At 36.9% G+C, this 21,761-nt stretch carries 17 protein-coding genes; 4 read left to right on the forward strand and 13 right to left on the reverse strand.

Annotated elements, in window-relative coordinates:
- Positions 1-234: 234 nt before the first annotated feature.
- Positions 235-2,550 (reverse strand): ATP-dependent helicase, encoded by a 2,316-nt coding sequence (locus EO244_RS03155; protein ID WP_129252849.1) that lies wholly within the window; start codon positions 2,548-2,550, stop codon positions 235-237.
- Between the two features lie 184 nt (positions 2,551-2,734).
- Between EO244_RS03155 and EO244_RS03160 the strand changes: the two genes are divergently transcribed.
- On the forward strand, positions 2,735-4,120 hold the full coding sequence (locus EO244_RS03160; RefSeq protein ID WP_129252851.1) for a T9SS type B sorting domain-containing protein: 1,386 nt from the start codon (positions 2,735-2,737) through the stop codon (positions 4,118-4,120).
- A 72-nt stretch (positions 4,121-4,192) separates the two neighbouring features.
- On the opposite strand, the gene EO244_RS03165 is transcribed toward EO244_RS03160, so the two are convergent.
- From EO244_RS03165 to EO244_RS03220, 12 genes are all read right to left on the reverse strand, one after another.
- Positions 4,193-6,349, reverse strand: a complete 2,157-nt coding sequence (locus EO244_RS03165) for an elongation factor G (RefSeq protein WP_129252853.1) — start codon at positions 6,347-6,349, stop codon at positions 4,193-4,195.
- A gap of 217 nt (positions 6,350-6,566) precedes the next feature.
- Complete coding sequence (locus EO244_RS03170) at positions 6,567-6,941, reverse strand: hypothetical protein (protein WP_129252855.1); 375 nt, start codon at positions 6,939-6,941, stop codon at positions 6,567-6,569.
- A gap of 180 nt (positions 6,942-7,121) precedes the next feature.
- On the reverse strand, positions 7,122-8,618 hold the full coding sequence (locus EO244_RS03175; RefSeq protein WP_129252857.1) for a S8 family peptidase: 1,497 nt from the start codon (positions 8,616-8,618) through the stop codon (positions 7,122-7,124).
- A gap of 58 nt (positions 8,619-8,676) precedes the next feature.
- Positions 8,677-10,833 (reverse strand): TonB-dependent receptor plug domain-containing protein, encoded by a 2,157-nt coding sequence (locus EO244_RS03180; RefSeq protein ID WP_129252859.1) that lies wholly within the window; start codon positions 10,831-10,833, stop codon positions 8,677-8,679.
- A 3-nt stretch (positions 10,834-10,836) separates the two neighbouring features.
- A complete protein-coding gene (locus EO244_RS03185; protein ID WP_129252861.1) occupies positions 10,837-11,637 on the reverse strand; it encodes a tetratricopeptide repeat protein in 801 nt (266 codons plus the stop codon).
- 12 nt (positions 11,638-11,649) lie between these two features.
- On the reverse strand, positions 11,650-12,132 hold the full coding sequence (locus tag EO244_RS03190) for a hypothetical protein (RefSeq protein ID WP_129252863.1): 483 nt from the start codon (positions 12,130-12,132) through the stop codon (positions 11,650-11,652).
- On the reverse strand, positions 12,132-12,845 hold the full coding sequence (locus EO244_RS03195; RefSeq protein WP_129252864.1) for an ABC transporter permease: 714 nt from the start codon (positions 12,843-12,845) through the stop codon (positions 12,132-12,134). The genes EO244_RS03190 and EO244_RS03195 overlap by 1 nt, the downstream gene beginning before the upstream one ends.
- Entirely contained in the window at positions 12,838-13,701 is an 864-nt protein-coding gene (locus tag EO244_RS03200) for an ABC transporter ATP-binding protein (RefSeq protein WP_129252866.1), read from the reverse strand. Before EO244_RS03200 ends, EO244_RS03195 begins: the two co-directional genes overlap by 8 nt.
- Before the next feature lie 89 nt (positions 13,702-13,790).
- On the reverse strand, positions 13,791-14,648 hold the full coding sequence (locus EO244_RS03205; protein ID WP_129252868.1) for a SagB family peptide dehydrogenase: 858 nt from the start codon (positions 14,646-14,648) through the stop codon (positions 13,791-13,793).
- A 52-nt stretch (positions 14,649-14,700) separates the two neighbouring features.
- On the reverse strand, positions 14,701-15,990 hold the full coding sequence (locus EO244_RS03210; protein ID WP_129252869.1) for a YcaO-like family protein: 1,290 nt from the start codon (positions 15,988-15,990) through the stop codon (positions 14,701-14,703).
- Between the two features lie 7 nt (positions 15,991-15,997).
- Positions 15,998-16,966, reverse strand: coding sequence for a TOMM precursor leader peptide-binding protein (locus EO244_RS03215; protein ID WP_129252871.1), 969 nt, complete (start codon positions 16,964-16,966; stop codon positions 15,998-16,000).
- 387 nt (positions 16,967-17,353) lie between these two features.
- A complete protein-coding gene (locus EO244_RS03220) occupies positions 17,354-17,560 on the reverse strand; it encodes an HTH domain-containing protein (RefSeq protein ID WP_129252873.1) in 207 nt (68 codons plus the stop codon).
- Positions 17,561-18,628: 1,068 nt separating this feature from the next.
- On the opposite strand from EO244_RS03220, the gene rpsL reads away from it, so the two are divergent.
- From rpsL to fusA, 3 genes are all read left to right on the forward strand, one after another.
- On the forward strand, positions 18,629-19,009 hold the full coding sequence (gene rpsL / locus EO244_RS03225; protein ID WP_129252875.1) for a 30S ribosomal protein S12: 381 nt from the start codon (positions 18,629-18,631) through the stop codon (positions 19,007-19,009).
- 130 nt (positions 19,010-19,139) lie between these two features.
- Entirely contained in the window at positions 19,140-19,616 is a 477-nt protein-coding gene (gene rpsG / locus EO244_RS03230; RefSeq protein WP_129252877.1) for a 30S ribosomal protein S7, read from the forward strand.
- Positions 19,617-19,636: 20 nt separating this feature from the next.
- Entirely contained in the window at positions 19,637-21,751 is a 2,115-nt protein-coding gene (fusA, locus tag EO244_RS03235; RefSeq protein ID WP_129252879.1) for an elongation factor G, read from the forward strand.
- Positions 21,752-21,761 lie beyond the last annotated feature (10 nt).

A 21,761-nucleotide genomic window follows, 5' to 3' on the forward strand; every position in this document is an offset into this window, starting at 1 on the left:
AAACGTGTTTTGAAGTACACAATATTACTAAAAAAAACGAAAAAATCAGTTAATATTTGAGTCCTGAGTTATTATTATCTTAAATTGAAGTTATTGTTGATAATGAAACGGTAACCGATATGGTGAGTTTATTCACGGAATTACTTAGAACTCAATGCAAATGTACAGTTTTTCTTCTTTCCAAGCAAATGGAACGTACATTAGAACATCTATTTAGGTATTTCTAAATAGAAATTAAACGATTTTTAATTTGGCAAATTTTAAAAGCAATTGTTTTTGTCCCACATTTTGGAAAAATACAGTTGCCTTGATATTGGGAGCTTCGCCTTCTAAATGAAGGACTTTCCCTTTACCAAAACGCTGATGTTCGATTTGCATACCCGCTTGAATTGTATTGGCATCTGAGGCTTCAAACTGACCATTAGACTCTGTATTGACTGTTGGTCTGATTCTGGGAGCCGATTGTGAAAGTTTAGGTCGCATTTCAGGCTTTTTCTTTTGCTGAAAACGAGTTCTATTTTCCATTTGCTCGTGACTGCTATCACTTTCAGAAATTCTTGATCCGAATCCTGAGAATTCAGGTTCTTGTTCGTAAGCAAAATCGAGATATTGCGGATCAATTTCTTTTATAAAACGACTTGGGCGCGGGTAACTCATATCTCCCCATTTATAGCGAGCTTTGGCAAAAGATAAAGACACTTTATTTTGAGCTCGGGTTAGAGCCACATAAAATAATCGTCTTTCTTCTTCCAATTCCTGAGGCGAGCTTGTCGATAATTTTGAAGGGAATAATTCCTCTTCCATTCCAACAACATATAAGTATGGAAACTCAAGACCTTTTGACGAGTGAATTGTCATCATAGTCACCTTATTCCGATCTTCATCTTTTTCATTGTCGTGATCGGTTAGTAAGGCTACATCTTCCAGATAATTAGCCAGTTTATTTTCGCGATCTTCTTCCAAGGCAATTTGGGTGAAATCTTGAATAGCATTTAATAGTTCCTGAATGTTCTCGTGACGGGAAACGCCTTCAGGTGATCTATCGTTATAAAGTTCTTTAATAATTCCTGTTTCAGAAGAAATTCGGCTGGCCAATTCGAAAGCTGTTTCGTGTTCAATTTTCATAGCAAAGCCATTAACCAGGTTTGCGAATTTCATCAGTTTACTAATTGTACCGGCATTTAAACCGTAGGGACGTTCATTCAAGCCGCAGATGATATTCCACATACTTTGACCTGTGCTGGTTGCTGCTTCCTGAAGTTTACCAATGGTTGTGGATCCAATACCTCGTTTAGGGTAATTGATCACACGTTTGATGGCTTCTTCGTCATTCGGATTTACAGCCATTCTGAAATAGGAAAGTAAGTCTTTAATTTCCTTGCGTTGATAAAAAGACAGGCCGCCATAAATCTTGTAGGGCATATTCATCTTTCTCAACGATTCCTCAAAAATTCTGGATTGGGCATTGGTTCTGTATAGAATGGCAAAGTCTTCAAACTTCAGACGATTTCGCATCTTGGTTTCAAAAATATCGTTGGCAATAATATAACCTTCCTCGTGGTCAGTCGTTGCTTTGATAACCTTAATATTTTCACCACCTTCCTTTTCAGAGAACGATTCTTTTTTGATCTGACTCTGATTTTTTTTGATGACAGAATTAGCCGCATTAACAATCACCTTTGTCGAGCGATAATTTTGTTCCAGTTTGAATAGTTGGTAATTGGGGTAATCGTTTCTGAAATTGAGGATATTTTCAATTTTAGCGCCACGAAAGGAATAAATACTTTGGGCATCATCTCCAACTACACTGACATTTTTATGTTGTTCAGCCAATCTTTTTACGATCAGGTATTGGGAATAGTTGGTATCCTGATACTCATCAACCAATATGTATTTAAATTTTGCCTGATATTTTGCCAACACCTCTGGTGAATTCTTGAACAGGATGTTCGTTTGCAAAAGCAAATCATCAAAATCCATGGCATTAGCCTGACGGCAACGGTGACTGTATCGTTTATAGATTTCAGATGTTAATGGTCTGCGATTTGCCGCATCGATTTCTTGTGCTGCAGAATTTTGTGCATAGGCCATGGCTGTAACCAGATTGTTTTTTGCCGACGAAATCCGATTCAAAACATCATTGGCTTTATAAACCTTATCATCCAGTTTCATTTCTTTAATGATGCTGCGAAGAAGGTTTTTGGAATCTTGAGTGTCGTAAATGGTGAAGTTGGAGTCGAAACCCAGATGCTCAGCTTCGTAACGAAGTATTTTGGCAAAAGTGGAGTGGAATGTACCCATCCAAAGAGACTGGGCTTGTTCTGATCCAACAATATGGGCTATACGCTCTTTCATTTCGCGAGCGGCTTTATTTGTAAAAGTCAGAGCCAGAATGGTATATGGACGCACACCCTTGTTTAAAAGGTGAGCAATACGGTAAGTTAAAACACGGGTTTTCCCTGATCCGGCTCCGGCAATAACCAGTGAAGGGCCTTCCGTTTTTTCTACTGCTTCACGTTGTACCGGGTTTAGGTCATTTAAATAATCCATATATTCTTTGCTCTAATTGTCGTTTTCAAAATACTAGCTCAAAAGTACAAATTGCAATCCTACTCACACAAATATTTCAGCAAATATCTCCTCCAACATATAATTCTAATAGGCAGATATCTTAAATGCGACTTTATTTTTTTAATATTGTAAATCAAGCTTTATCAAAAATAAATAAAAAGATATGCAAACTAAAGGCTTTTCGATTACAGTGAAACCCCGATTGTTATTTGGACTATTATGTGGACTGGTTTTATGTTCGTCCGACTTATTGGCTCAAATTTCGGCTCCAAATGCGAGTTATAGTTCACCAACTGAATATTCAAGTGGTGCACAAGATAATATTTTTGTTTTCAGCGATGAATTTGCTGCTGGTGTTGGTGAGTTGAAGGCAGTATCCCCTGATGGAATTTCAGGTTGGGACTTTACCTGGACAAAATGGAATAGTGCAACGACATCATTCGAGGCTGCATTTCAGGTTGATAATGGTCTTTCCGAGTCAATTGTAAGTGATTTGGGAGATGGTTTGTATCATGTGAAGATAGAAAAAGGAGCAATTGTAAGAGAGTATCAGGCATGGGTAATTAATCATTTGAAAGGTACGAATCAACCAGTTTTTACAAAAACCGATATGGATTGTAGTGGTCTTTACTTTTTATCATCTTATGTTGCTGCAAAAGATTATTATTACGATTTTCCATCTTCAAACCCACTAGAGCTTTCAAGGACATTGATTTTTTCATTTCAACACAATGGACTTGAAATTCAAGGGCCTGCTTTTGTTGATTACGATGGAACCAATAAAAGTTTTGTTTATGAAAGCGCTTTTAAGGGTGAAGAAAGTTTTACAATGACCGTGATTGATGAATGCGGATTTGAATATACTTCGGATGCTATTTTATCAAAAACCTATAAGGTGGATCCTAGGTTTAATTTTAATCCTGCTTCAGGCGAAGCCCCTTTAAATGTGAATTTCGAAATTGAAAATTTAAATGATAGGGCAGAGTATGAGTGGTACTTTTATCAGGACACAAGTCGGATTGATGGACCAGTACCTGCTCAGGATAGTTTGTTAACAGATATCAAAACGGATATAAATGAAACCTATACCTATCTTCATCCGGGAAAATATTTTGTGAAGTTGATTGCAAGAAATAATGATGATGCGATGAATTGTGTTGAAGAGTTTGTGTCGAGCGATATTCTTGTGGAGAGCTCACTATTTGAAGTTCCTAATGTATTTACGCCAAACGGTGATGGGGCTAATGATGTGTTTCGTTTGAAATTGTATTCTGTAAAATCGTATTCAGCAAAGATATTTAATAGATGGGGGCGATTGGTTTATGAGTTTCAGGAATCTGATGTGAAATATGCCAATGCAGGTTATGATGTTGATATTATAGGTTCAGGTTCTGAATTTTGGTATAGTGTGAAGGGATGGAATGGCAAAATAAATGGTAAGTTGGCTACACCAGGCACCTACTTTTATGTGATAGAAGCTGAAGGTAGAGAAGAAACAGGAAAGCATTATACCGAAAGAGGAGCAGTGATGCTTTTACACGATAAATAATAATGGGAAATATTAAGAAAGCCGATAGATTCAAATGAGTCTATCGGCTTTTTCAATGATTAAATTTTGTGATTAGGCTTCTGCCATTTCTTCTTCATATGCAGCTAATAATTCTTGCTGAATATCATTAGGCACTTTTTCGTATGAAGAAAATTTCATTGTAAACTGTGCTCGTCCACCCGTTAAAGAACTTAGTGAAGTCGAATAACGATCCATTTCCTTAAGAGGGACCTTAGCTAAGATTTTTTGGAATCCTTTTTCAGCTTCCATTCCCATAATCATAGCTCGGCGAGTTTGTAAGTCACTCATAACATCCCCCATTCTATCTTCAGGAACCAAAATAGAAATATCGTAAATGGGTTCAAGAATTTTAGGAGCTGCATTTTTAAAAGCTTGACTAAAGGCATGGCGTCCTGCAAGTCGGAACGAAATTTCATTCGAATCTACTGCGTGCATTTTACCATCGTAAACTGATACCCGAATATCGCGGGCATAGGAGCCTGTCAACGGACCTTCATCCATCTTCTCCATAATTCCTTTCATAATAGCAGGAAGGAAACGCGTGTCGATTACTCCGCCAACAATACAGTTACAGAAAACCAGCTTACCGCCCCAAGGAAGATCTACGGTTTCTGTTCCTCTTAAATTTACCTTAAATTCTTTTCCATCAACTTTAAACGAAGTTGGGTCAGGCATACCCTCGTAGTAGGGTTCGATAATCATATGCACCTCACCAAACTGACCTGAGCCTCCTGATTGTTTTTTATGACGATAATCAGCTGCAGCTTGTTTGGTTATGGTTTCGCGATATGGAATTTTCGGCGATTTAAATTCGATTTCCATTTTATCGTTGTGCTTCAGTCTCCATTTTAATGTGTTCAAATGGAATTCACCCTGACCATGAAGTATGATTTGTTTTAGTTCTTTCGAGTATTCAATCAATATGGTTGGATCTTCTTCGTGCATGCGATGAAGCAATTCACCCAAACGCTCATCGTCAGACTCATCCAATGCATTGACAGCTGTTCGGTATTTGGGTTCAGGGAATTCGATATCCTTATATATAAAATCACAATCCTTAGAATTTAAGGTATGGTTGTTTTTTGTATTCTTTAGTTTTACTGTAGCACCAATATCACCGGCAACCAGTTCAGTTACTTTTTCGCGATTACGACCAGCTACTACATATAATTGTGAAAGACGCTCTTTTGTTCCGTTATTAACATTGGTTAAATCATCTCCCTCTTTAATTTTTCCGGAAATAACTTTAAAATAGTTGACCTCACCAATATGAGGTTCGATAGACGTTTTAAATACAAATAAAGATGTTGGAGCATTGGAATCGCATTTTGCTTCACGTCCGCTTACGGTTGGTATAGCAGGCATCTCTGTTACATATGGCACAATATTGCCAATGAATTCCATAAGACGTCTAACGCCCATATCCTTTTTAGCAGATACACAGAAAACAGGATAAAGATCGCAGGCAATCATTCCTTTTTTCATACCTTCTCTCATCTCGTCCTCAGACAAACTGCCCTTATCGAAATAGAGTTCCATTAAGGCTTCGTCATTTTCTGCAGCAGCTTCAACCAATTCGTTGTGTAGTTCATTGGCTTTATCAATCTCCGAATCAGGAATGTCCAGGATTTCAGGTTTTCCACCATCGGGTCCCCACTGATACATTTTCATTTTCAATACATCAACTACAGCATCGAATTCAAGCCCGGATGTAACCGGATACTGAACAATAGCAACCTTGTTTCCAAAACTAAGTTTTGCTGATTCGATACACTGGTCGAAATTGGCTTTTTCGTGGTCCAATTGATTCACAACAAAAATCAAAGGGGTATTCAGCTTGCTAGCTCTTCGCCCAAGAATCTCTGTGCCGACTTCAACACCATGTTGAGCATTTATCAGCATCAAGCCTGTGTCAACAACATTCAAAGCCGATATAACACCACCTGAAAAATCGTCAGCGCCTGGTGTATCGATGAAATTGATTTTTTTTCCTAACCATTCTGCGTATAAAATCGTAGAAAAAACGGAGCTTCCGTGTTCATGCTCTACGGGATTATAATCAGAAACGGTGTTATTGTCATCCACGTTTCCGCGTCTACTAATAACACCGCCTTCGAATAACATTGCTTCGGCAAGGGTCGTCTTGCCCGAGCCGGCATTGCCAATGAGAGCGATGTTTTTAATTTCATTAGATTGATAAACTTTCATACTCGAAATTTTTATTGGGTTAAAAAATATTTCGATCAGCAAACTAGGGTTAATTTGCCTTTCTGAACTTATGGGTCTACCAATTTAGCGAACATTTCTTTTAATTCCAATAGCTGATGATGAGATGTTTAGTTTGTCTTTCGATTGTTGGGTGAACAAATCTTTGTTCCGTCTTGTGACTAATGATTCTAATCAAAATAGGGCTCCTAATTTGTTTTTATTCTAAGTTATTTTTGAGGGCTAATCGTATTTCTTGAATTAGGACGTTTCTTTTTAGGTCGAAGGTTTTACTCTGAGTCTCAGCTTTGGTTAGAGTTTCTAATGCTTTTTGGAATAGGTTTCGTGCCTTATCATGATGACCTAATTTTAGGTTTATTTCAGCTTCCTCCTTAAGAAGATTGCCATATAAATCAAGCTTGATAGCATTGCTTTCAGTTTCGATATGTATTGAGTCAAAGTGTTCTGTATAACATTCATTCAGTGAGTCCAAAGCCTGGGTATACTCACCTTTCTCTTTAAATCCAATCATCTTGGTAATTGCTTTTCCAGCTGCTTCAATTAGCTTAAGGATGTAATCTTTGTTTTGTATCATAGTATTGATTTGATTTTTTATGAATTCAGGATAAATGTTTAAAAGTAGATTTATTTTAATGATTCTTAAAATATCATGAGGTTTCTTGAGTCAAACCCAAAAGGGCAAAAATCAATAATTTTGATTTTTGCCCTTTTTTAGATACGATGGTTTTAATCGTAATTTTAAAATGAAATCGATTTAATTAACAGCTTTGTAAGCATCAATATTACCGTAGCCATAGTTGGCATCTCGATTGGGATAAAGTTCGGCAGCGTGCTTAAGTTTTTGAAGGATTTGTGCTCTTGTATAGTTGGGATATTTCTCCCATACCAGAGCCGCAATGCCAGCTGTCATAGATGTTGCAATTGAGGAACCTCCAATATATTGAATTTCGCCTTCGTTGAAACCTGTTGTTGGTGATGTTCTTGTTTTGTCATCATATCGTTCCATGATGACAGTAAAATCGACTTCTGTCCCATAATGGTTGAAAGCACCATGCTGATAGTTTGAAGCATCAGTCACGCCAGTTATAGCAACCGTTTCACTCATATTTGCAGGAAAAATGACCCCGGCCCATGTGGTAAACTCCAGAGAAGTTCCTGCCGCTGCAAATATCAATTTGTCTTTTGAGTATGCATATTTAATCGCATCTTCAATTTTACCAATTGTGAAATAGTGCCCTATAGACATTGAAATGATTTTAACATCGGGGCGGTTGGCCAGGGCTATCAGTGCTTCGGCTACTCCAGCTTGTTCGTGGTAATCATCGAGGAAAACATCGGAGGTTGCCCGGTAGACAATCAGGTTGCAATTATAGGCTACACCCACTGGCATGCCCTGATCGTTTCTTGGACTGGCAATATTGGCTGACATGGATGTGCCATGACTGCATTTATCATTTACACCATCGTAATTGTCTGACCAGATATTCCAGGAGTCAATATAGGTTCCGAATTTTTCAATGGTTCTGCCCGATGAATAGCCATTGTTGAAACTGCTGCCCAACAAGGGTTGGTTCTCTGAAACGCCTGTGTCGATAACGGCAACAGTTACCCCTTTACCGGTACTGGTTTCCCATGCCGCCGGAATATTGTTGATATTATAGGCCCATGACACATAACAATTGGGAGCGATATGCTGGTAGTCTTCGGGATTAATGGTTTCACCTGTTTGCCCGCAACCACTGGAACTTTTTACCTTATTTCCGGGGAAGTAACGATAACCGGCAGGTTCAATATACCTCACATCGGGTTTATTTCTTAGGCTGGTTATCATTTCCAAACTTGATATTTTTACATCTATTACATTGAGGGTTTCATCATCATGGATAAGGGTTCTTTGTCCTTTTTTTAGTCTTCGTGTGTATTCTGCCGAGTTTGATATCTCTGTTAAGAGATCAGCTTTTGACAGATGCGGTTTATTTTCTGCATTGATATTAAAAGCTTTATGACCATAACCGATGCTAATTAAGCTATCGCTGTTTAATACCGCACTCCACAACATGCGATCACTTACTTCTGACCAATTAAAGCTTCCTTTTTCTTTAAGTATACGGCTGATTTCATTATCTATTTCAGATTTACTTAAAGGTGTTTCTTTCTGTTGATCTGTTTTAACATCGTTTATTTCCTCTTTTGAGCACGAGCATATAAATATGACAAAGCCTAAGAGTAACAAGAAATTTAGTTTTTTCATAATTGTTTTTTTTTAATAATGGCAAATGGTTTTATTAAGTGGGGAATTGGATTCTGACTTATTTGTCTTTAAGTTGCCATATCAGGCCAAAATAGTAGATCCGTTTTTCGAAGTAATTAAATTTTGAAGATGAATAATCCATGTTGTATTGTTTGGTATTCTGGTTCTTCTTATTGAGTAGGTTTGTGACTGATGCAAAAGCTATGATTGAAACTTTTCCTATTTGAATGATTCGGCTTGCATTGACACTCAAATTATTGTAGTTTGCATAGCGGTCACTATTAATATTTTCGCTGAGCACAGGTTGCCATGCATCTATAGTTGTGTTATACAAGGCTTCTTTTACAGGGGTGTAGCGTAGACCTGGTCGGGCAATCCAGGTGGCACTTAAATTTATTATTTTTGGGTGGTTAAAATTCAGAGACATTTTTGTAAAATAATCAAGACTCTGATTGCCAGGATACCATTGGTTTGCATTCTGAATATCTTGTTTTAGCAGGGTGTTTGATAATGAGAAATTCAGGTAAGGTCCAAAGTAATGATTCATGCTAAGTTCCAGACCAACTATCTTGATATCTTTGAAATTGGAGTAGTTGGCATCTGTCCAATCCCCATGTTCCTTTTTCCAGTAGAGGGCCAAATGGTAATTGCTGCGTTCGAGCTTATAGTCGTAATCGAGAGCTATTTGATAGCTTTGGTTCAGGGCATAATCTCGCTGATAGTAATTGGGGGTATTGTAATTGTGGTATTGCCCACCACTAAGCAAAAAGGATTGACTTTTATTTAGACTGTACCGCATGGAAATTTGTCCGCTCCAATAGAAACTTTGTTTGTTGGTAGGAAGGTTGATTCGTGCAGCTGTACTTAAATTGAAATTCGATACCAGTTCGTAATTCCAATACATATAACATTCGGTATTGTGATTGTTTAGCTTTGTTTTTTGATAATAGTTGGGTGCTTCGGGTTTTACATTATAATAGTTAAGCGGAATGCTGTCATGGAACCTATCGTATTTGTATTCTTCACTGAAGCCAATTTGAAATTTATGTCTATTTTTTGTTGTCCATTTATAATTGGCAGAAATATAAATGCTTTTGTTTAGTCCTCTTGAAAATAGATTTGCAAACTGATACTTGTTTTTTGCTGCATCCAATCCCAAATTGAAACTAAAGAGGCCTTTTTTTGTTGTGTAATGTAAATTGGTTATGGAGATTAATCGAAGATTATTTGCTATAGATTTACCCTGATAGCCATACATGTAATCCAAAACATCGTAATGTTCATCAATAAGGTAATTGAATGAATTTAGGCATAATTTATTGTTTAGTTTGAGTCTCAGATTCACACCCGCATCCTTACTTTTAAAGTTTTTCAATAGATCTAAACTATTTTTGTTTAGCTTCAGAAAAGCATCGTCGAATTGCCAATTGCCATAAAGTTGAATAAGAGATTTTTTCTTTAGTTTTTTTGATATAAAAAAACCCAGACTTGCCATTGATGTAGCTATTTGAGATAAATTTTGATCAAGTTTTCGAACCGTTTCTATTTCAACCAATCCAGCACTGGTATTGCCATAGCTTAGTGGTGGATTACTGGCATATACGTATTGTTTGTGTATAATTTCAGTATTAAATAAACTAAAATTCCCCATCCCGTTGATCTGACTGTTTCGTACAGGTTTTAAAACGGGAACACCATTTAAAATGACCCGACTTTTATCCGAATTACTTCCCCTTAAGGCAGGGTTAGCCATTTCATCGGTGTTTGTTGATGAGGGCAAAAATGTAATGGCTTTTAGAGGATCCCCGCTGGCTACAGGGCTAAGGTACACATCCAGTTTTTCCATCCTGATTACAGAAAACTTTTGAGAAATTGGATCTTTGGCTGTGACGTTAATGGTTTTGAGTTGCCGATTTTCTTCTTTTAATTGAATAACTATTTTCTCTTGCTGTTTGATCTCATCCCAGAGGATAACTTGGGTTTTAAAACCAATAAAAGAGATCAGAAGTTGTTCTGGATTTTGTTGCGTAGGCAAGGTGATGCTAAATTTGCCGTCAAAATCGGTAACAACCCCCAGTTGGGGATGTTGTTCCCAATAGACATTGGCTGCAAAGACAGGCTTATGGTTTTGATCGACCACTATTCCAGTAAGCTGTTTTTGTCCCCAAAGACTTAAGCAAGTAAATAAGAAAACAAGAAGCCAGGTTAGTCTCATTATCTATTCTTTTATTTTTGAAGCAAGCTCTTGAATAAGAAAACTGGTTGGGTATTTTTTTAGTCCCTCCTGATAGTATTTGTGTGCCAGATTCCATTTTTCCTTTCGGATATACCAGCGAATTAATAATTCATAAGCATTCATTTTTCCCCATGAAGGCAGAAAGGGATTTGCTATTTTTTGTTCGGGCATATCTATGGCTTTGAGCAGCATCTTTTCGGCAGATTTTCCACCACCAAACATCTCGGGGGTATAAAAGTCGTTGCTACCTAAAACAAAGTAGGCTCGCATATTCAGCGAATCGATTTGTAGGGCAGTTTCGCAATTTCTTTTTAGTTTTTTTGATACAAAGGGAATAATAATACCAGGTTTAAACTGGCAGGAAAAACTTTGCTCATAGGCTAAAAGGGCGTAATCTTCAGCATTCTTATTTTCCATATTTTCGATGAGTTCAATAGCCTTATTGATGGATTCTTCAGCGTTTTTTTTATCCTTCAGTTGAAGGTGACAGATTGATAAGTAATAACTTAGGTAGGATTGCCAATACGTGATGATTGGGTTTGAATTTTTACCACCAATTTTATTCAGTTTTTGGTCCAAATGGAGCAAGGGGGCTGCTTGTTTTGTTTTTAAAGCAAGCAAAAAGGCTTGATCAACTTTACCTTGAATCCCATTTAATAAGTTTGTAGAATCAGTTTCACTTTTCTGTACAGTAGTCAGTTGACTGTTTGTGTTAATAAGTGCTTTGCAGGGGTTAGATAGGTTAAGACAGGTGATACATAAAATAAATATAAGGTGTTTCATAGTTTTGTTTTTTTAGGTCATTTTAAGAAGTAATACGATAACAAACATCCACAGACTAAAGTGCAGATACCAAAGTGCACTGAAATGATAGGCAGCCAGTTCTTTTTTGTATACGGATTCAAAGTTGTTTAAACCTGCTTTTTTGAAACCTTTACGGTTGGTTACAATCGCGATAATGATATCTGAATGAAATGGATTCATTTCTACAATTAGTTGAATGATCAAACCATAATAGAGACTTTTGATACCCCAGTAATCATTGATCTGTACAATTGAAAAAATGAGCCAGGAGATTGCCATTCCTGCAAACAGATAGGTGTATTTCTGTATTATGGAACGAGGCCAGGTGACTGATACATAAAAGTGAGGGTAGGGTTTTAAGCTGGCTCCTACTTTTTGTATTGGGATAGCCATCATTTTGGCTGCAATAATATGTCCTCCTTCATGAATTAGCATGAATAATAGAAAAAAGAGTAGACTGTGTAGTATAATCATCATCTAACAAATTTGATTCGACGGAATAATACTGAGAACAAAACAATAGGGGTAATAAGCCATAATACGATAATGAACCCACTTGCTTCACCTCTTAGGACGTGTAGGATTGGATTAAGTGGAAGAGCATCACCAATGGCTCCGACGATACGGTTGAATTGACCAACGGGGTAGAAGCAATTACTTGTGAATAAAACACCAAAAAAGACGAAGTTGATTAGCCCTTTTTCAGATCCGTATTTGATCCCTGAAAAGGATATGGTCAGCCCTAAAAAAGCAAAAAGGAATAAGCCAATAACAATACCTGCTATAAGGTTTATGATTTGTTCAGATGGTGGGGTGAAATTGAACATCAGTTTTGAAACAACTGTGAGTAATCCCAAGACTACGAGTAAAGAAATAACTCGGCTTATTATTAATCCTATGAAATAGCTTAAAATATTCATGGGTAATTTTCTCAGGTATTTTATCAATCCCGAGGCATAATATTCTCTAATGACAGGTCCTATAGCAAACAGACCATCGCTGGCTATTGTCATTCCCAAAACACCGGTGAAAAGTGAGGCTACATATTCTTGCTGATTGAGTCCCCAGATATTTCCAAACACGATAAAAAGGAAGATGGGAAAGGCCAGAGAGAAGAATACGGCTTGCTTAATACGCAGATAATTAATCAAGTGAAAATAGATTGAATGACATAAAATTTTAAACATGTGATTCTGCTTTTAAATGGAACAAATAAACATCGGTTAAATCTACATCCTGAATGGAGAAATTGCTTGTATGCTGGGCGATAACGCCGATTAGAGAAGAGCCCGGTTGTGAAAAACAAACAATATTTCCATCGTGTTTGTAGTATGCCTCTTTAGTTAAAAGCTGCTCTATTTCCTGTGTCGAGGTAAAAATTAACTTTTTTTGTGCGGGTAAATTTTTGATAGCTTCTGCAGGTCTGAGGGGTTCTGCAATGAGTTGCCCATTTCCGAGAAATGCTACCTTGTCAGCACGCTTTTCGGCATCAGCCCAATTATGAGTTGTGAAAAAAATGGTTCGTCCGTCTCTCTTTAAAACGTTCCAGATTCGGTTTGTGATGGTCGGATCGACATTGGCAAAAGGCTCGTCCAGAATAAGTAAGTCCGGATTGTGCATAACAGCCAATAATATTGATACTCTTTTCTTTTCGCCTAAAGAGAGGGTTCTGATGTATGATTTTTCTATGGGGCTGATCTCAAAATCTTCAAAAAAATGTTGAACTATTGCAGCGTACTTAAGTTTGTGAACGGTGCAGTAATATTTGATAATTTCTTCAACCCGGAGCAAAGAAATAAGTGGTAAATGATCGTATAAAATGCCCACGTTTTTATAGTTGAATTTTTCTTTTTCGAACAGTTTTACTTCCCCACAGTCAGGTTTTAAATCCTGAAGGATGATATCTATCAAGCTCGATTTTCCACTTCCATTTTTGCCTATTAGAGCAAATACCTCATTCTGTTTTACCTCAAAACTTAAATCTTTGAGAATTTGTTTACCCTTAACAGTATAGGAGATGTTCGTTACAAGGATTTTGTTCATAGAATTGTAAGTTGTTGGGATTAGCTTTTTCTAGTCAGTCAAAAATTATTGCAAACTAGTCTGGGTGATGGTTGTTGTATTTTAAATGTTTAGTCTTTTTTGCCTCCCACAACAAGAAGGTTGTTAACGGTTTCAAAAACACCATCAATTTCCAGAAATTCATTTACTTTATCGTCATTGTATCCTCCCAGCATGCAGCTTCCCAAGTTGAGTGATTCAGCTAAAAGGCTCATCATCATACCTACAAAACCGGATTCCTGCATCATGAAACGATAAGCACGATCTCCGTATTTAATCATTTGTCTTTCAAGAATGCCTGTCGTGATAAATAAGGCTGAAGAACTTCTCATATTTACGTAAGGCTCAGCCTGAATGATTTGGATTAACTCATTCATGAATTCCCCTTCTTTTATTTTTTCGAGACACATGGAGTCGGATCTGAAATGGTAAAGACCAGAGGGAATATGGGCTTTGAAAATAACAACATAAAGTTCCAGAGGAAATAGGCCTCCTCCTGAAGGAACATTACGAAGACCAATATGTCCATCGACTCCAAAGCTATCCATCTTTTGTCGGACATTTACGCCATATGAGTATTGAAGAAGAACATAGAGCTCATTTAAAGAGATTGTTGAATCTTCTTTATAATCTCTTATACTTCTGCGTCTTTTTATTGTCTCAAAAAGTTCGGCATTGTGTGGGACTTGTTCATAAACCGACAGATCGATTTGTTCAGTACCTGGATATGTTTTAAAAGGTTGACTGCTTCGTTCTGCCACGTAGGGGTTGCTAAAAGCTCCTATGCGCTCACCTTGCTTTCGCATGGAATGTGTGGTGAATTTCGAATTTTCATGGAAGAGTAAGGCTAAGGACTCATCTATGTTTTTTTTACCATAGAGTGTCCCATCCTTATCGTCATACTTATCTTTTATGTTGGTTAATTTCACGCGTGGTTTCTTTAATAGTGAGATATGAATTTTATTTTCAGGTTCTATTTCCTTAAGGGAAAGGGTGTGGATATTTATTTAAATTATCGTAATCATGTACTGTGAAACCCATTTTCTCGGGTACAGAATACAGTCGTTTCCCTCCATTGTAATATAAAGGATAGGCTCCTGATAATGGAATCAGCTGAGGTACAAAAACCTTGATACTATAAAACCCGATTTGTCTGATATCCGGGGTTGTGAGATCTTTGAACAGAACGTTGTAATTCTTTTCCTTGAGTAAACCAACGATATGTCTGATTGTTTCCTTGTCAGAAAGGACTTGTGGTTCATGAAGGTCAATTACTTTGCTTGGTTCTGTGTCTTTCCATTTGTCGAAAATATGCCACAAATCCTGTCGCTTTACATAGAAAATAGAATGCTCTTCGAAATCCATGAGTTTTGAATAGTCATCATCCGGGTTCCAATCTTTTCTTTCTCCCAAAAGGAATCTAAAATAGGGGATGGTTTGTCCGATTTCCTGAATGACTTTTTTTAGAGATTCGCCATAGCTGATACGTGTTGAAGAGCCGAATGCTATAAATTTGCCATATTCAGTTTCTCCAATACAAAACCCCAAAATGGTCGGTACTTTTATATCGTAGGTTACATCAAAAAAATGCCATTCGAAATGCGGGGGATAATAGGCATCCAGGTAATCCTGGATTTCACGTGTGATTTTAATCTTTTGTGGGATTAATTTCTGCATCCAGGTAATCACAAAACTATCGCGTTCGATAACCTCATACAGACCATTTAGTATAGCCTTGTAATAGTTGGAATGTGCTGCCAGACCGGTAGACGTATTTATTGACACCCAATTTTCATCACGGGTGAAAGGCATATAAATAAATTGACCGGGAACGTAAGATGTATATCCATTGGTTAAATCTCTCATGGGAAACCAGGTTAAAGGGATATCTTCGGTAAATGGCTGGACGTTTAATCTTGGGTCTTCGTATTGTTTTTCATGAAACAGAGCATACTCATCCGGGTGAATCGCTTTTTTATTCAAATCACGGTAAGTGGATTTTATGCCTTCTTCAATATTATGAAAGGCAGGAGCATATCGCTCAACCGTTTCGCCAATGGTTCCTAGTATGGCATCGTCCCAAACATAGCCGCAGCCGCTGCTTCGTCCTCCAAATTTTTCTCCTCCAAGATATTTGGTGTCAGCAGGCCAGATACCATAGCTTATCATTTTAGGATCACCATTTAAACGGGGCATTTTAACAATATGGTATAAGATACCCAGTTCGTTTGATATGGTTTTTAAGCCATTCACTAAAGTGCTTTCAGACATAAGGTTTCTATTTTAAGGTGATGGCTTCAAGCCAGGGAGAAGGATTGTATTCCAATTCAGGCTTACAAATTTCACAGAAAGGTTTCTTCAAAAGACTGTGTTGAGTCATCTGATAATTCATAATATCAAATGATAAAACAGTACGCCAAGTCAGGGGTAAACTCCACGATTCATAAAATTTTGCAACTTCCAGCAGAACGAGATCACTAACCAGACCATATAATATTTCAAGGCTTGGAAATAAATCGGGTTTTGATGCAATCTTACGTTCATGTAAGTAAGCTTCGTAGGCAGTTAGCATTTCAGGATATTCGTGATTGCTCTTCAGACGGCTAATGAGGCAATTGTAACAGCCTGTTTCTTTGCCATAAAAAAGAGGGCCTATTTTTAAAGATATTTCTTCTAATCCACCAACGTACAACCAGGGTTTTTCATTCTTAAGAGCAATTTTGTTTATCAGTTCTAAATGGAAGGGGCTCCACTGATTGGCGTCAACAATTATGAAATCTACACTATGAATCAGCTTCTCAATATCTTCAGCATTTTTTAATTCGCTATAATTCTTCTTTACTATTTTACTGAAGTGGATTGAGGAGGCACGTTTTGATAACATTTCAAACAGTGGTCCTTCACCGATTATTCCAATATCAATTTTTTCAAGGGTATTATAATTACTATCGGTTGTTTGTTCATTATTGTTTTTTTCAACAAGTTCCATTGAAGTTGGTATAGGTAAAAAACCATAGTCATTTAAGGTATTTAGGACTTCTGTAACTTTAGGATCAGTATTTTTTTCAAATAATCCCCTTATTTGTTTTAGGCTGATGGAGGGTTTTCCCTGAATGGATTCAACTATTTTTAAGAAAATTGCCTCTTTCTCTATATCATCAAATTCCAAGGCATAAGCATTGGATTTTGTTCTTAACTGAAAGCAATTGTTTGCTTCATCTTTAAAAACATCAAACTTATCTATCATGAATTTTATATTGGGTCAAGGCTGGTTTGTTATTAATAGTTGTGATGGTAAAATCACTTATACAAAAGCCTAAGGTCTTTTTATAGAATTGAATTAATTGGTAGGGTGAAATTTCTCAGGAACAAGATTGTTCCTGAGAAATAAAGCTGAAGAGTATTACTATGATGTAGTAACACTTACGCAACAGCTACAACAACAACTACAGCAGCAGCCTGCAGCAGCAAGCATATTTGTACCCATTGATTTCTTTGATAGTTTTGTAATTTTCATAACAAAAGGTTTTGAAGTTAATAATAATTGATTTTGAGAATAGATTAACTTGCAAGTAAAGCATCTCCGTGGCAAATATATGTTAGTACAAGGTCAAAAAATGACCCTTCGTCAAAATCAATCTTCGGAAATAATTTTATACGATCGTCTGTAATTACAAAACTTAATATTAACGCCAAGTATTCTAAGACATCGAATCATTCTTTTAACAGTACTTTCTGAAACATTCAATTTTTCTGCTAATTCCTTACAGGATCCTGTGGCTCCTCTCTTTGCAAGACTCTTGATGTATTGAAGTTTCTCTGAATAGGTAACATAGTCCATATTAGTAAATGTTTATGGTTGAGTTTATTTGATAAAACATGCTGTGTTATTTTCTATTTACTTTTAAGCCTTATTGTATTAATGCCTGACAGGCAGGTGAGGTTTTGTAAATGTGTCTTTCTTTTAAAGGGTGAACAATTTTTGCGCGAGGATTCAATCTGATTCACTCAGGTATCTAATAATTGCAAATTATAAAGTGGTTGTATGAAAGTTTTGAGATTAATGCATACCATAACAGTATCTGATTAATACAATCACGATAATGTTAGCTGATTTACTTAATGGTTAGATTGTCTCAAAAGAAATGGAAAGCTGTCTTATTTTATATATGATGCTATCAAATAAAAACAATTTAGATGGTTGCCAATTCTGAGTACTTTCTTTTGTATTCAATTTTGGAAAAACTTAAGGGGTAGTTGTTTCCTGTATTTGTTTGTTCTGTTTCTTAAATGAAACCTGTAGTGTTAGCTTAACTCTTAATTCTCTTTTTTGTTAAAAAGTAACCCGGTTTTGCTGTTTTTTTTTGTCTATTGAAATTAAATGTCTGGTTACTAGATAGTTGTTGTGGATTGATTTGTGTGTGTATTTTGTTTTTTTGTGGAGAGTCTTCTGGCGGTGATTCATGAAACGTGTTGATTCTTTGAATTATTCAAAAATTAGACTCAGGATTTTAGATGGTATTGTTGTTGTTTGGAAGTTGGCTTTATTGATCTTAACAAGAGGAATAAGGGTGTTTTATAGATTATTGGGAATCAAAATTTGTATACCTAATTGTGTTGATTGAATTTATGGGGTAGTTGAAATATTTATGGAGAGCACCAGGTTTGGTTTCTGATTTTTAATTTTTCTTGGAATTTTAAAAAGGGGGAGTTTTTAATTAAGAATTGACCTAAGTTTCATTTCAGTTGATAAAGATTAAAAATCTATAAAAACATTTAGCTAACTTTGTACGCTGATTTAAAGGGTTTTTTGTGAAAATAACTAGGGTCGCCTATTGTTATTTGAAAATAATTAATACCTTTGCAACCAATTTGTTAAAATATATTTAATCACAAAGTAATTGTTAATATGCCTACAATTCAACAGTTAGTTAGAAAAGGACGCACCAAACTTGTAGAGAAAAGTAAGGCTCCTGCCTTGGATTCTTGTCCTCAGAGAAGAGGAGTTTGTGTACGTGTTTACACTACTACACCTAAGAAGCCTAACTCGGCTATGCGTAAAGTAGCACGTGTTAGATTGACAAACGGAAAAGAAGTGAATGCTTACATTCCAGGAGAAGGACATAACTTGCAAGAGCACTCGATCGTATTGATTCGTGGTGGTCGTGTAAAAGACCTTCCAGGGGTAAGATATCACCTTGTTCGTGGTGCACTGGATGCTTCAGGGGTAGAAGGTCGTATGCAGCGTCGTTCTAAGTATGGTACTAAGAGACCAAAAGCTAAAAAGTAATTAATTCTAGTTTTTAAAACTGTGGGTTAATGTTTATGTGTTGTTCTCTATTAAGTTGAGTAAATGATCGTGAGATTTTTGAAGACTGAAAAAGGCAGCTACAACGGATAACTCGTAAACTAAGAAAAGAATGAGAAAATCAAGACCAAAAAAGAGAATCTTGTTACCAGATCCAAAATTTAATGATGTGTTGGTAACACGATTTGTAAATGACTTAATGGTTGACGGAAAGAAAAATCTATCATTTAAGATTTTTTATGCTGCGTTAGATATCGTTAAGGAAAAAACTGAAAAAACTGGAAAGTCTCCAATCGAGGTTTGGAAAAAATCTTTGGAGAATATTACACCTGCAGTAGAGGTTAAGTCTCGTCGTGTTGGTGGTGCTACTTTCCAAGTTCCTATGGAAATTCGTCCAGAAAGAAAAGTTTCTATCTCTATTAAGAACATGATTCTTTTTGCTCGTAAGAGATCAGGTAAGTCTATGGCCGACAAGTTGGCAGCTGAAATTGTAGCTGGATTCAACGAAGAAGGTGGAGCTTATAAGAAAAAAGAAGATACGCATAGAATGGCTGAGGCTAACCGTGCTTTTGCGCATTTTAGATTTTAATCATCGCAAGTTATAAGATCATGGCAAAAAGAGATTTAAAATATACCAGAAATGTTGGTATCATGGCTCACATCGATGCTGGTAAAACTACAACTACAGAACGTATCTTGTATTATACCGGTGTTTCTCACAAAATTGGTGAGGTGCACGATGGAGCAGCTACCATGGACTGGATGGAGCAAGAGCAAGAGCGTGGTATTACCATTACTTCTGCTGCTACAACTTGTTATTGGAGCTACAATGATGAGAAATATCAAATCAATATTATTGATACCCCGGGTCACGTTGACTTTACTGTAGAGGTAGAGCGTTCTTTACGTGTACTTGATGGTGCTGTAGCATGTTTTTGTGCTGTAGGTGGTGTTGAGGCTCAGTCTGAAACAGTTTGGAGACAAGCAAATAAATATAAAGTTCCTCGTATGGGTTTTGTAAATAAGATGGACCGTTCTGGTGCTGACTTTTTCAAAGCTGTACGTGAGGTTAAGGAAAAGCTTGGTGCTAATCCTGTGCCTATTCAAATTCCAATTGGAACTGAAGAAAAGTTTTGTGGTGTAGTTGATTTGATTACAATGCAAGCTTGTATCTGGTTCGAAGATGAGAATGGAACAAACTATAGAATGGAAGAAATTCCGGCTGATTTAGTAGAAGAAGCTAACGAGTGGAGAACTAATCTTGTTGAGGCAGTAGCTGAGCAGGATGAAGAGTTGATGGAGCGTTTCTTCGAAGATCCGGATTCTATTACTGAAGATGAGATGTATGCGGTTATCCGTAAAGCTACCATTAGCATGGAAATTGTTCCAATGTTATGTGGTTCTGCATTTAAGAACAAAGGTGTTCAAAGATTATTGGATGCTATGGTTGCTTATTTGCCACATCCATTAGATATTGATGCTATTGAAGGTACTATACCAGGAACAGATGAGGTTGCTACAAGACAACCATCTGTTGATGAGCCTTTAGCAGCTCTTGCATTTAAAATTGCTACTGACCCATTTGTAGGTCGTTTGGCATTTACACGTGTATATTCAGGTTCTATTGATGCGGGTTCATACGTTTATAATGTAAGAACTGGTAACAAAGAGCGTATTTCTCGTTTATACCAAATGCATTCAAACAAGCAAAATGCTATCGACCGTGTTGAGGCAGGTGATATTTGTGCTTGTGTAGGTTTTAAAGATATTCGTACAGGTGATACTCTTTGTCAAAAAGAAACACCAATCGAATTGGAATCTATGGATTTCCCAGAACCAGTAATTGGTATTGCTGTTGAGCCTTTGACTCAGAAAGATGTGGATAAGATGGGTATGGCTTTAGCTAAATTGGCTGAAGAGGATCCAACCTTCCAGGTTAGAACTGATGAAGATTCAGGACAGACAGTAATCTCTGGTATGGGTGAACTTCACCTTGATATTATTATTGACCGTTTGAAGCGTGAATTCAAGGTTGATTGTAACCAAGGTGCACCTCAGGTTGCATATAAGGAAGCTATTACTCGCGAGGTTGAGCACCGTCAGGTATTCAAGAAGCAGTCTGGTGGACGTGGTAAATTTGCTGATATCCAATTCCGTTTATCTCCAGTTGATGCAGATTTCGAAGGAGAAGGATTACAGTTTGTTGACCAAATTAAAGGTGGTAACATTCCTAAAGAATTTGTTCCATCTGTACAGAAAGGTTTCCAGGATGCAATGGCTAATGGTGTATTGGCAGGTTATACTGTTGATTCATTGAAAGTTGTATTGTTTGATGGATCTTTCCACCCAGTTGACTCGGATCAATTATCATTTGAATTGGCTGCTAAGCAAGGTTTCAGAGAAGCATGTGCTAAGGCAGGACCAATCCTTCTTGAGCCTATTATGAAAGTTGAAGTTGTTACTCCTGAAGAATATATGGGTGATATCATCGGAGACTTGAATAAGCGTCGTGGTCAGATCGAAGGTATGGAGTCTAAACATGGTGCACGAGTTGTGAACGCTAAAGTACCTTTGGCAGAACAATTCGGTTATGTAACTGTATTAAGAACTCTTTCTTCTGGTCGTGCAAACTCTTCTATGGAATTCTCACATTTCGAAGATGTGCCTAAAGGAATTGCAAAAGAGGTTGTAGAAGCCGCTAAGGGTAAAGTAGAATTATTGTAATTAATATCGT

The sequence above is a fragment of the Ancylomarina salipaludis genome (genome assembly GCF_004122035.1).
Taxonomy (GTDB): domain Bacteria; phylum Bacteroidota; class Bacteroidia; order Bacteroidales; family Marinifilaceae; genus Ancylomarina; species Ancylomarina salipaludis.

What these genes read in the sequence shown, in the direction of transcription:
- EO244_RS03215 (WP_129252871.1), bottom strand. Translation starts at nt 16,966, where the DNA reads ATGATAGATAAGTTTGATGTTTTTAAAGATGAAGCAAACAATTGCTTT.
- EO244_RS03180 (WP_129252859.1), bottom strand. Translation starts at nt 10,833, where the DNA reads ATGAGACTAACCTGGCTTCTTGTTTTCTTATTTACTTGCTTAAGTCTT.
- EO244_RS03220 (WP_129252873.1), bottom strand. Translation starts at nt 17,560, where the DNA reads ATGGACTATGTTACCTATTCAGAGAAACTTCAATACATCAAGAGTCTT.
- EO244_RS03185 (WP_129252861.1), bottom strand. Translation starts at nt 11,637, where the DNA reads ATGAAACACCTTATATTTATTTTATGTATCACCTGTCTTAACCTATCT.
- rpsG (WP_129252877.1), top strand. Translation starts at nt 19,140, where the DNA reads ATGAGAAAATCAAGACCAAAAAAGAGAATCTTGTTACCAGATCCAAAA.
- EO244_RS03160 (WP_129252851.1), top strand. Translation starts at nt 2,735, where the DNA reads ATGCAAACTAAAGGCTTTTCGATTACAGTGAAACCCCGATTGTTATTT.
- EO244_RS03175 (WP_129252857.1), bottom strand. Translation starts at nt 8,618, where the DNA reads ATGAAAAAACTAAATTTCTTGTTACTCTTAGGCTTTGTCATATTTATA.
- EO244_RS03210 (WP_129252869.1), bottom strand. Translation starts at nt 15,990, where the DNA reads ATGTCTGAAAGCACTTTAGTGAATGGCTTAAAAACCATATCAAACGAA.
- rpsL (WP_129252875.1), top strand. Translation starts at nt 18,629, where the DNA reads ATGCCTACAATTCAACAGTTAGTTAGAAAAGGACGCACCAAACTTGTA.
- EO244_RS03190 (WP_129252863.1), bottom strand. Translation starts at nt 12,132, where the DNA reads ATGATTATACTACACAGTCTACTCTTTTTTCTATTATTCATGCTAATT.
- EO244_RS03200 (WP_129252866.1), bottom strand. Translation starts at nt 13,701, where the DNA reads ATGAACAAAATCCTTGTAACGAACATCTCCTATACTGTTAAGGGTAAA.
- EO244_RS03165 (WP_129252853.1), bottom strand. Translation starts at nt 6,349, where the DNA reads ATGAAAGTTTATCAATCTAATGAAATTAAAAACATCGCTCTCATTGGC.
- EO244_RS03170 (WP_129252855.1), bottom strand. Translation starts at nt 6,941, where the DNA reads ATGATACAAAACAAAGATTACATCCTTAAGCTAATTGAAGCAGCTGGA.
- EO244_RS03195 (WP_129252864.1), bottom strand. Translation starts at nt 12,845, where the DNA reads ATGTTTAAAATTTTATGTCATTCAATCTATTTTCACTTGATTAATTAT.
- fusA (WP_129252879.1), top strand. Translation starts at nt 19,637, where the DNA reads ATGGCAAAAAGAGATTTAAAATATACCAGAAATGTTGGTATCATGGCT.
- EO244_RS03155 (WP_129252849.1), bottom strand. Translation starts at nt 2,550, where the DNA reads ATGGATTATTTAAATGACCTAAACCCGGTACAACGTGAAGCAGTAGAA.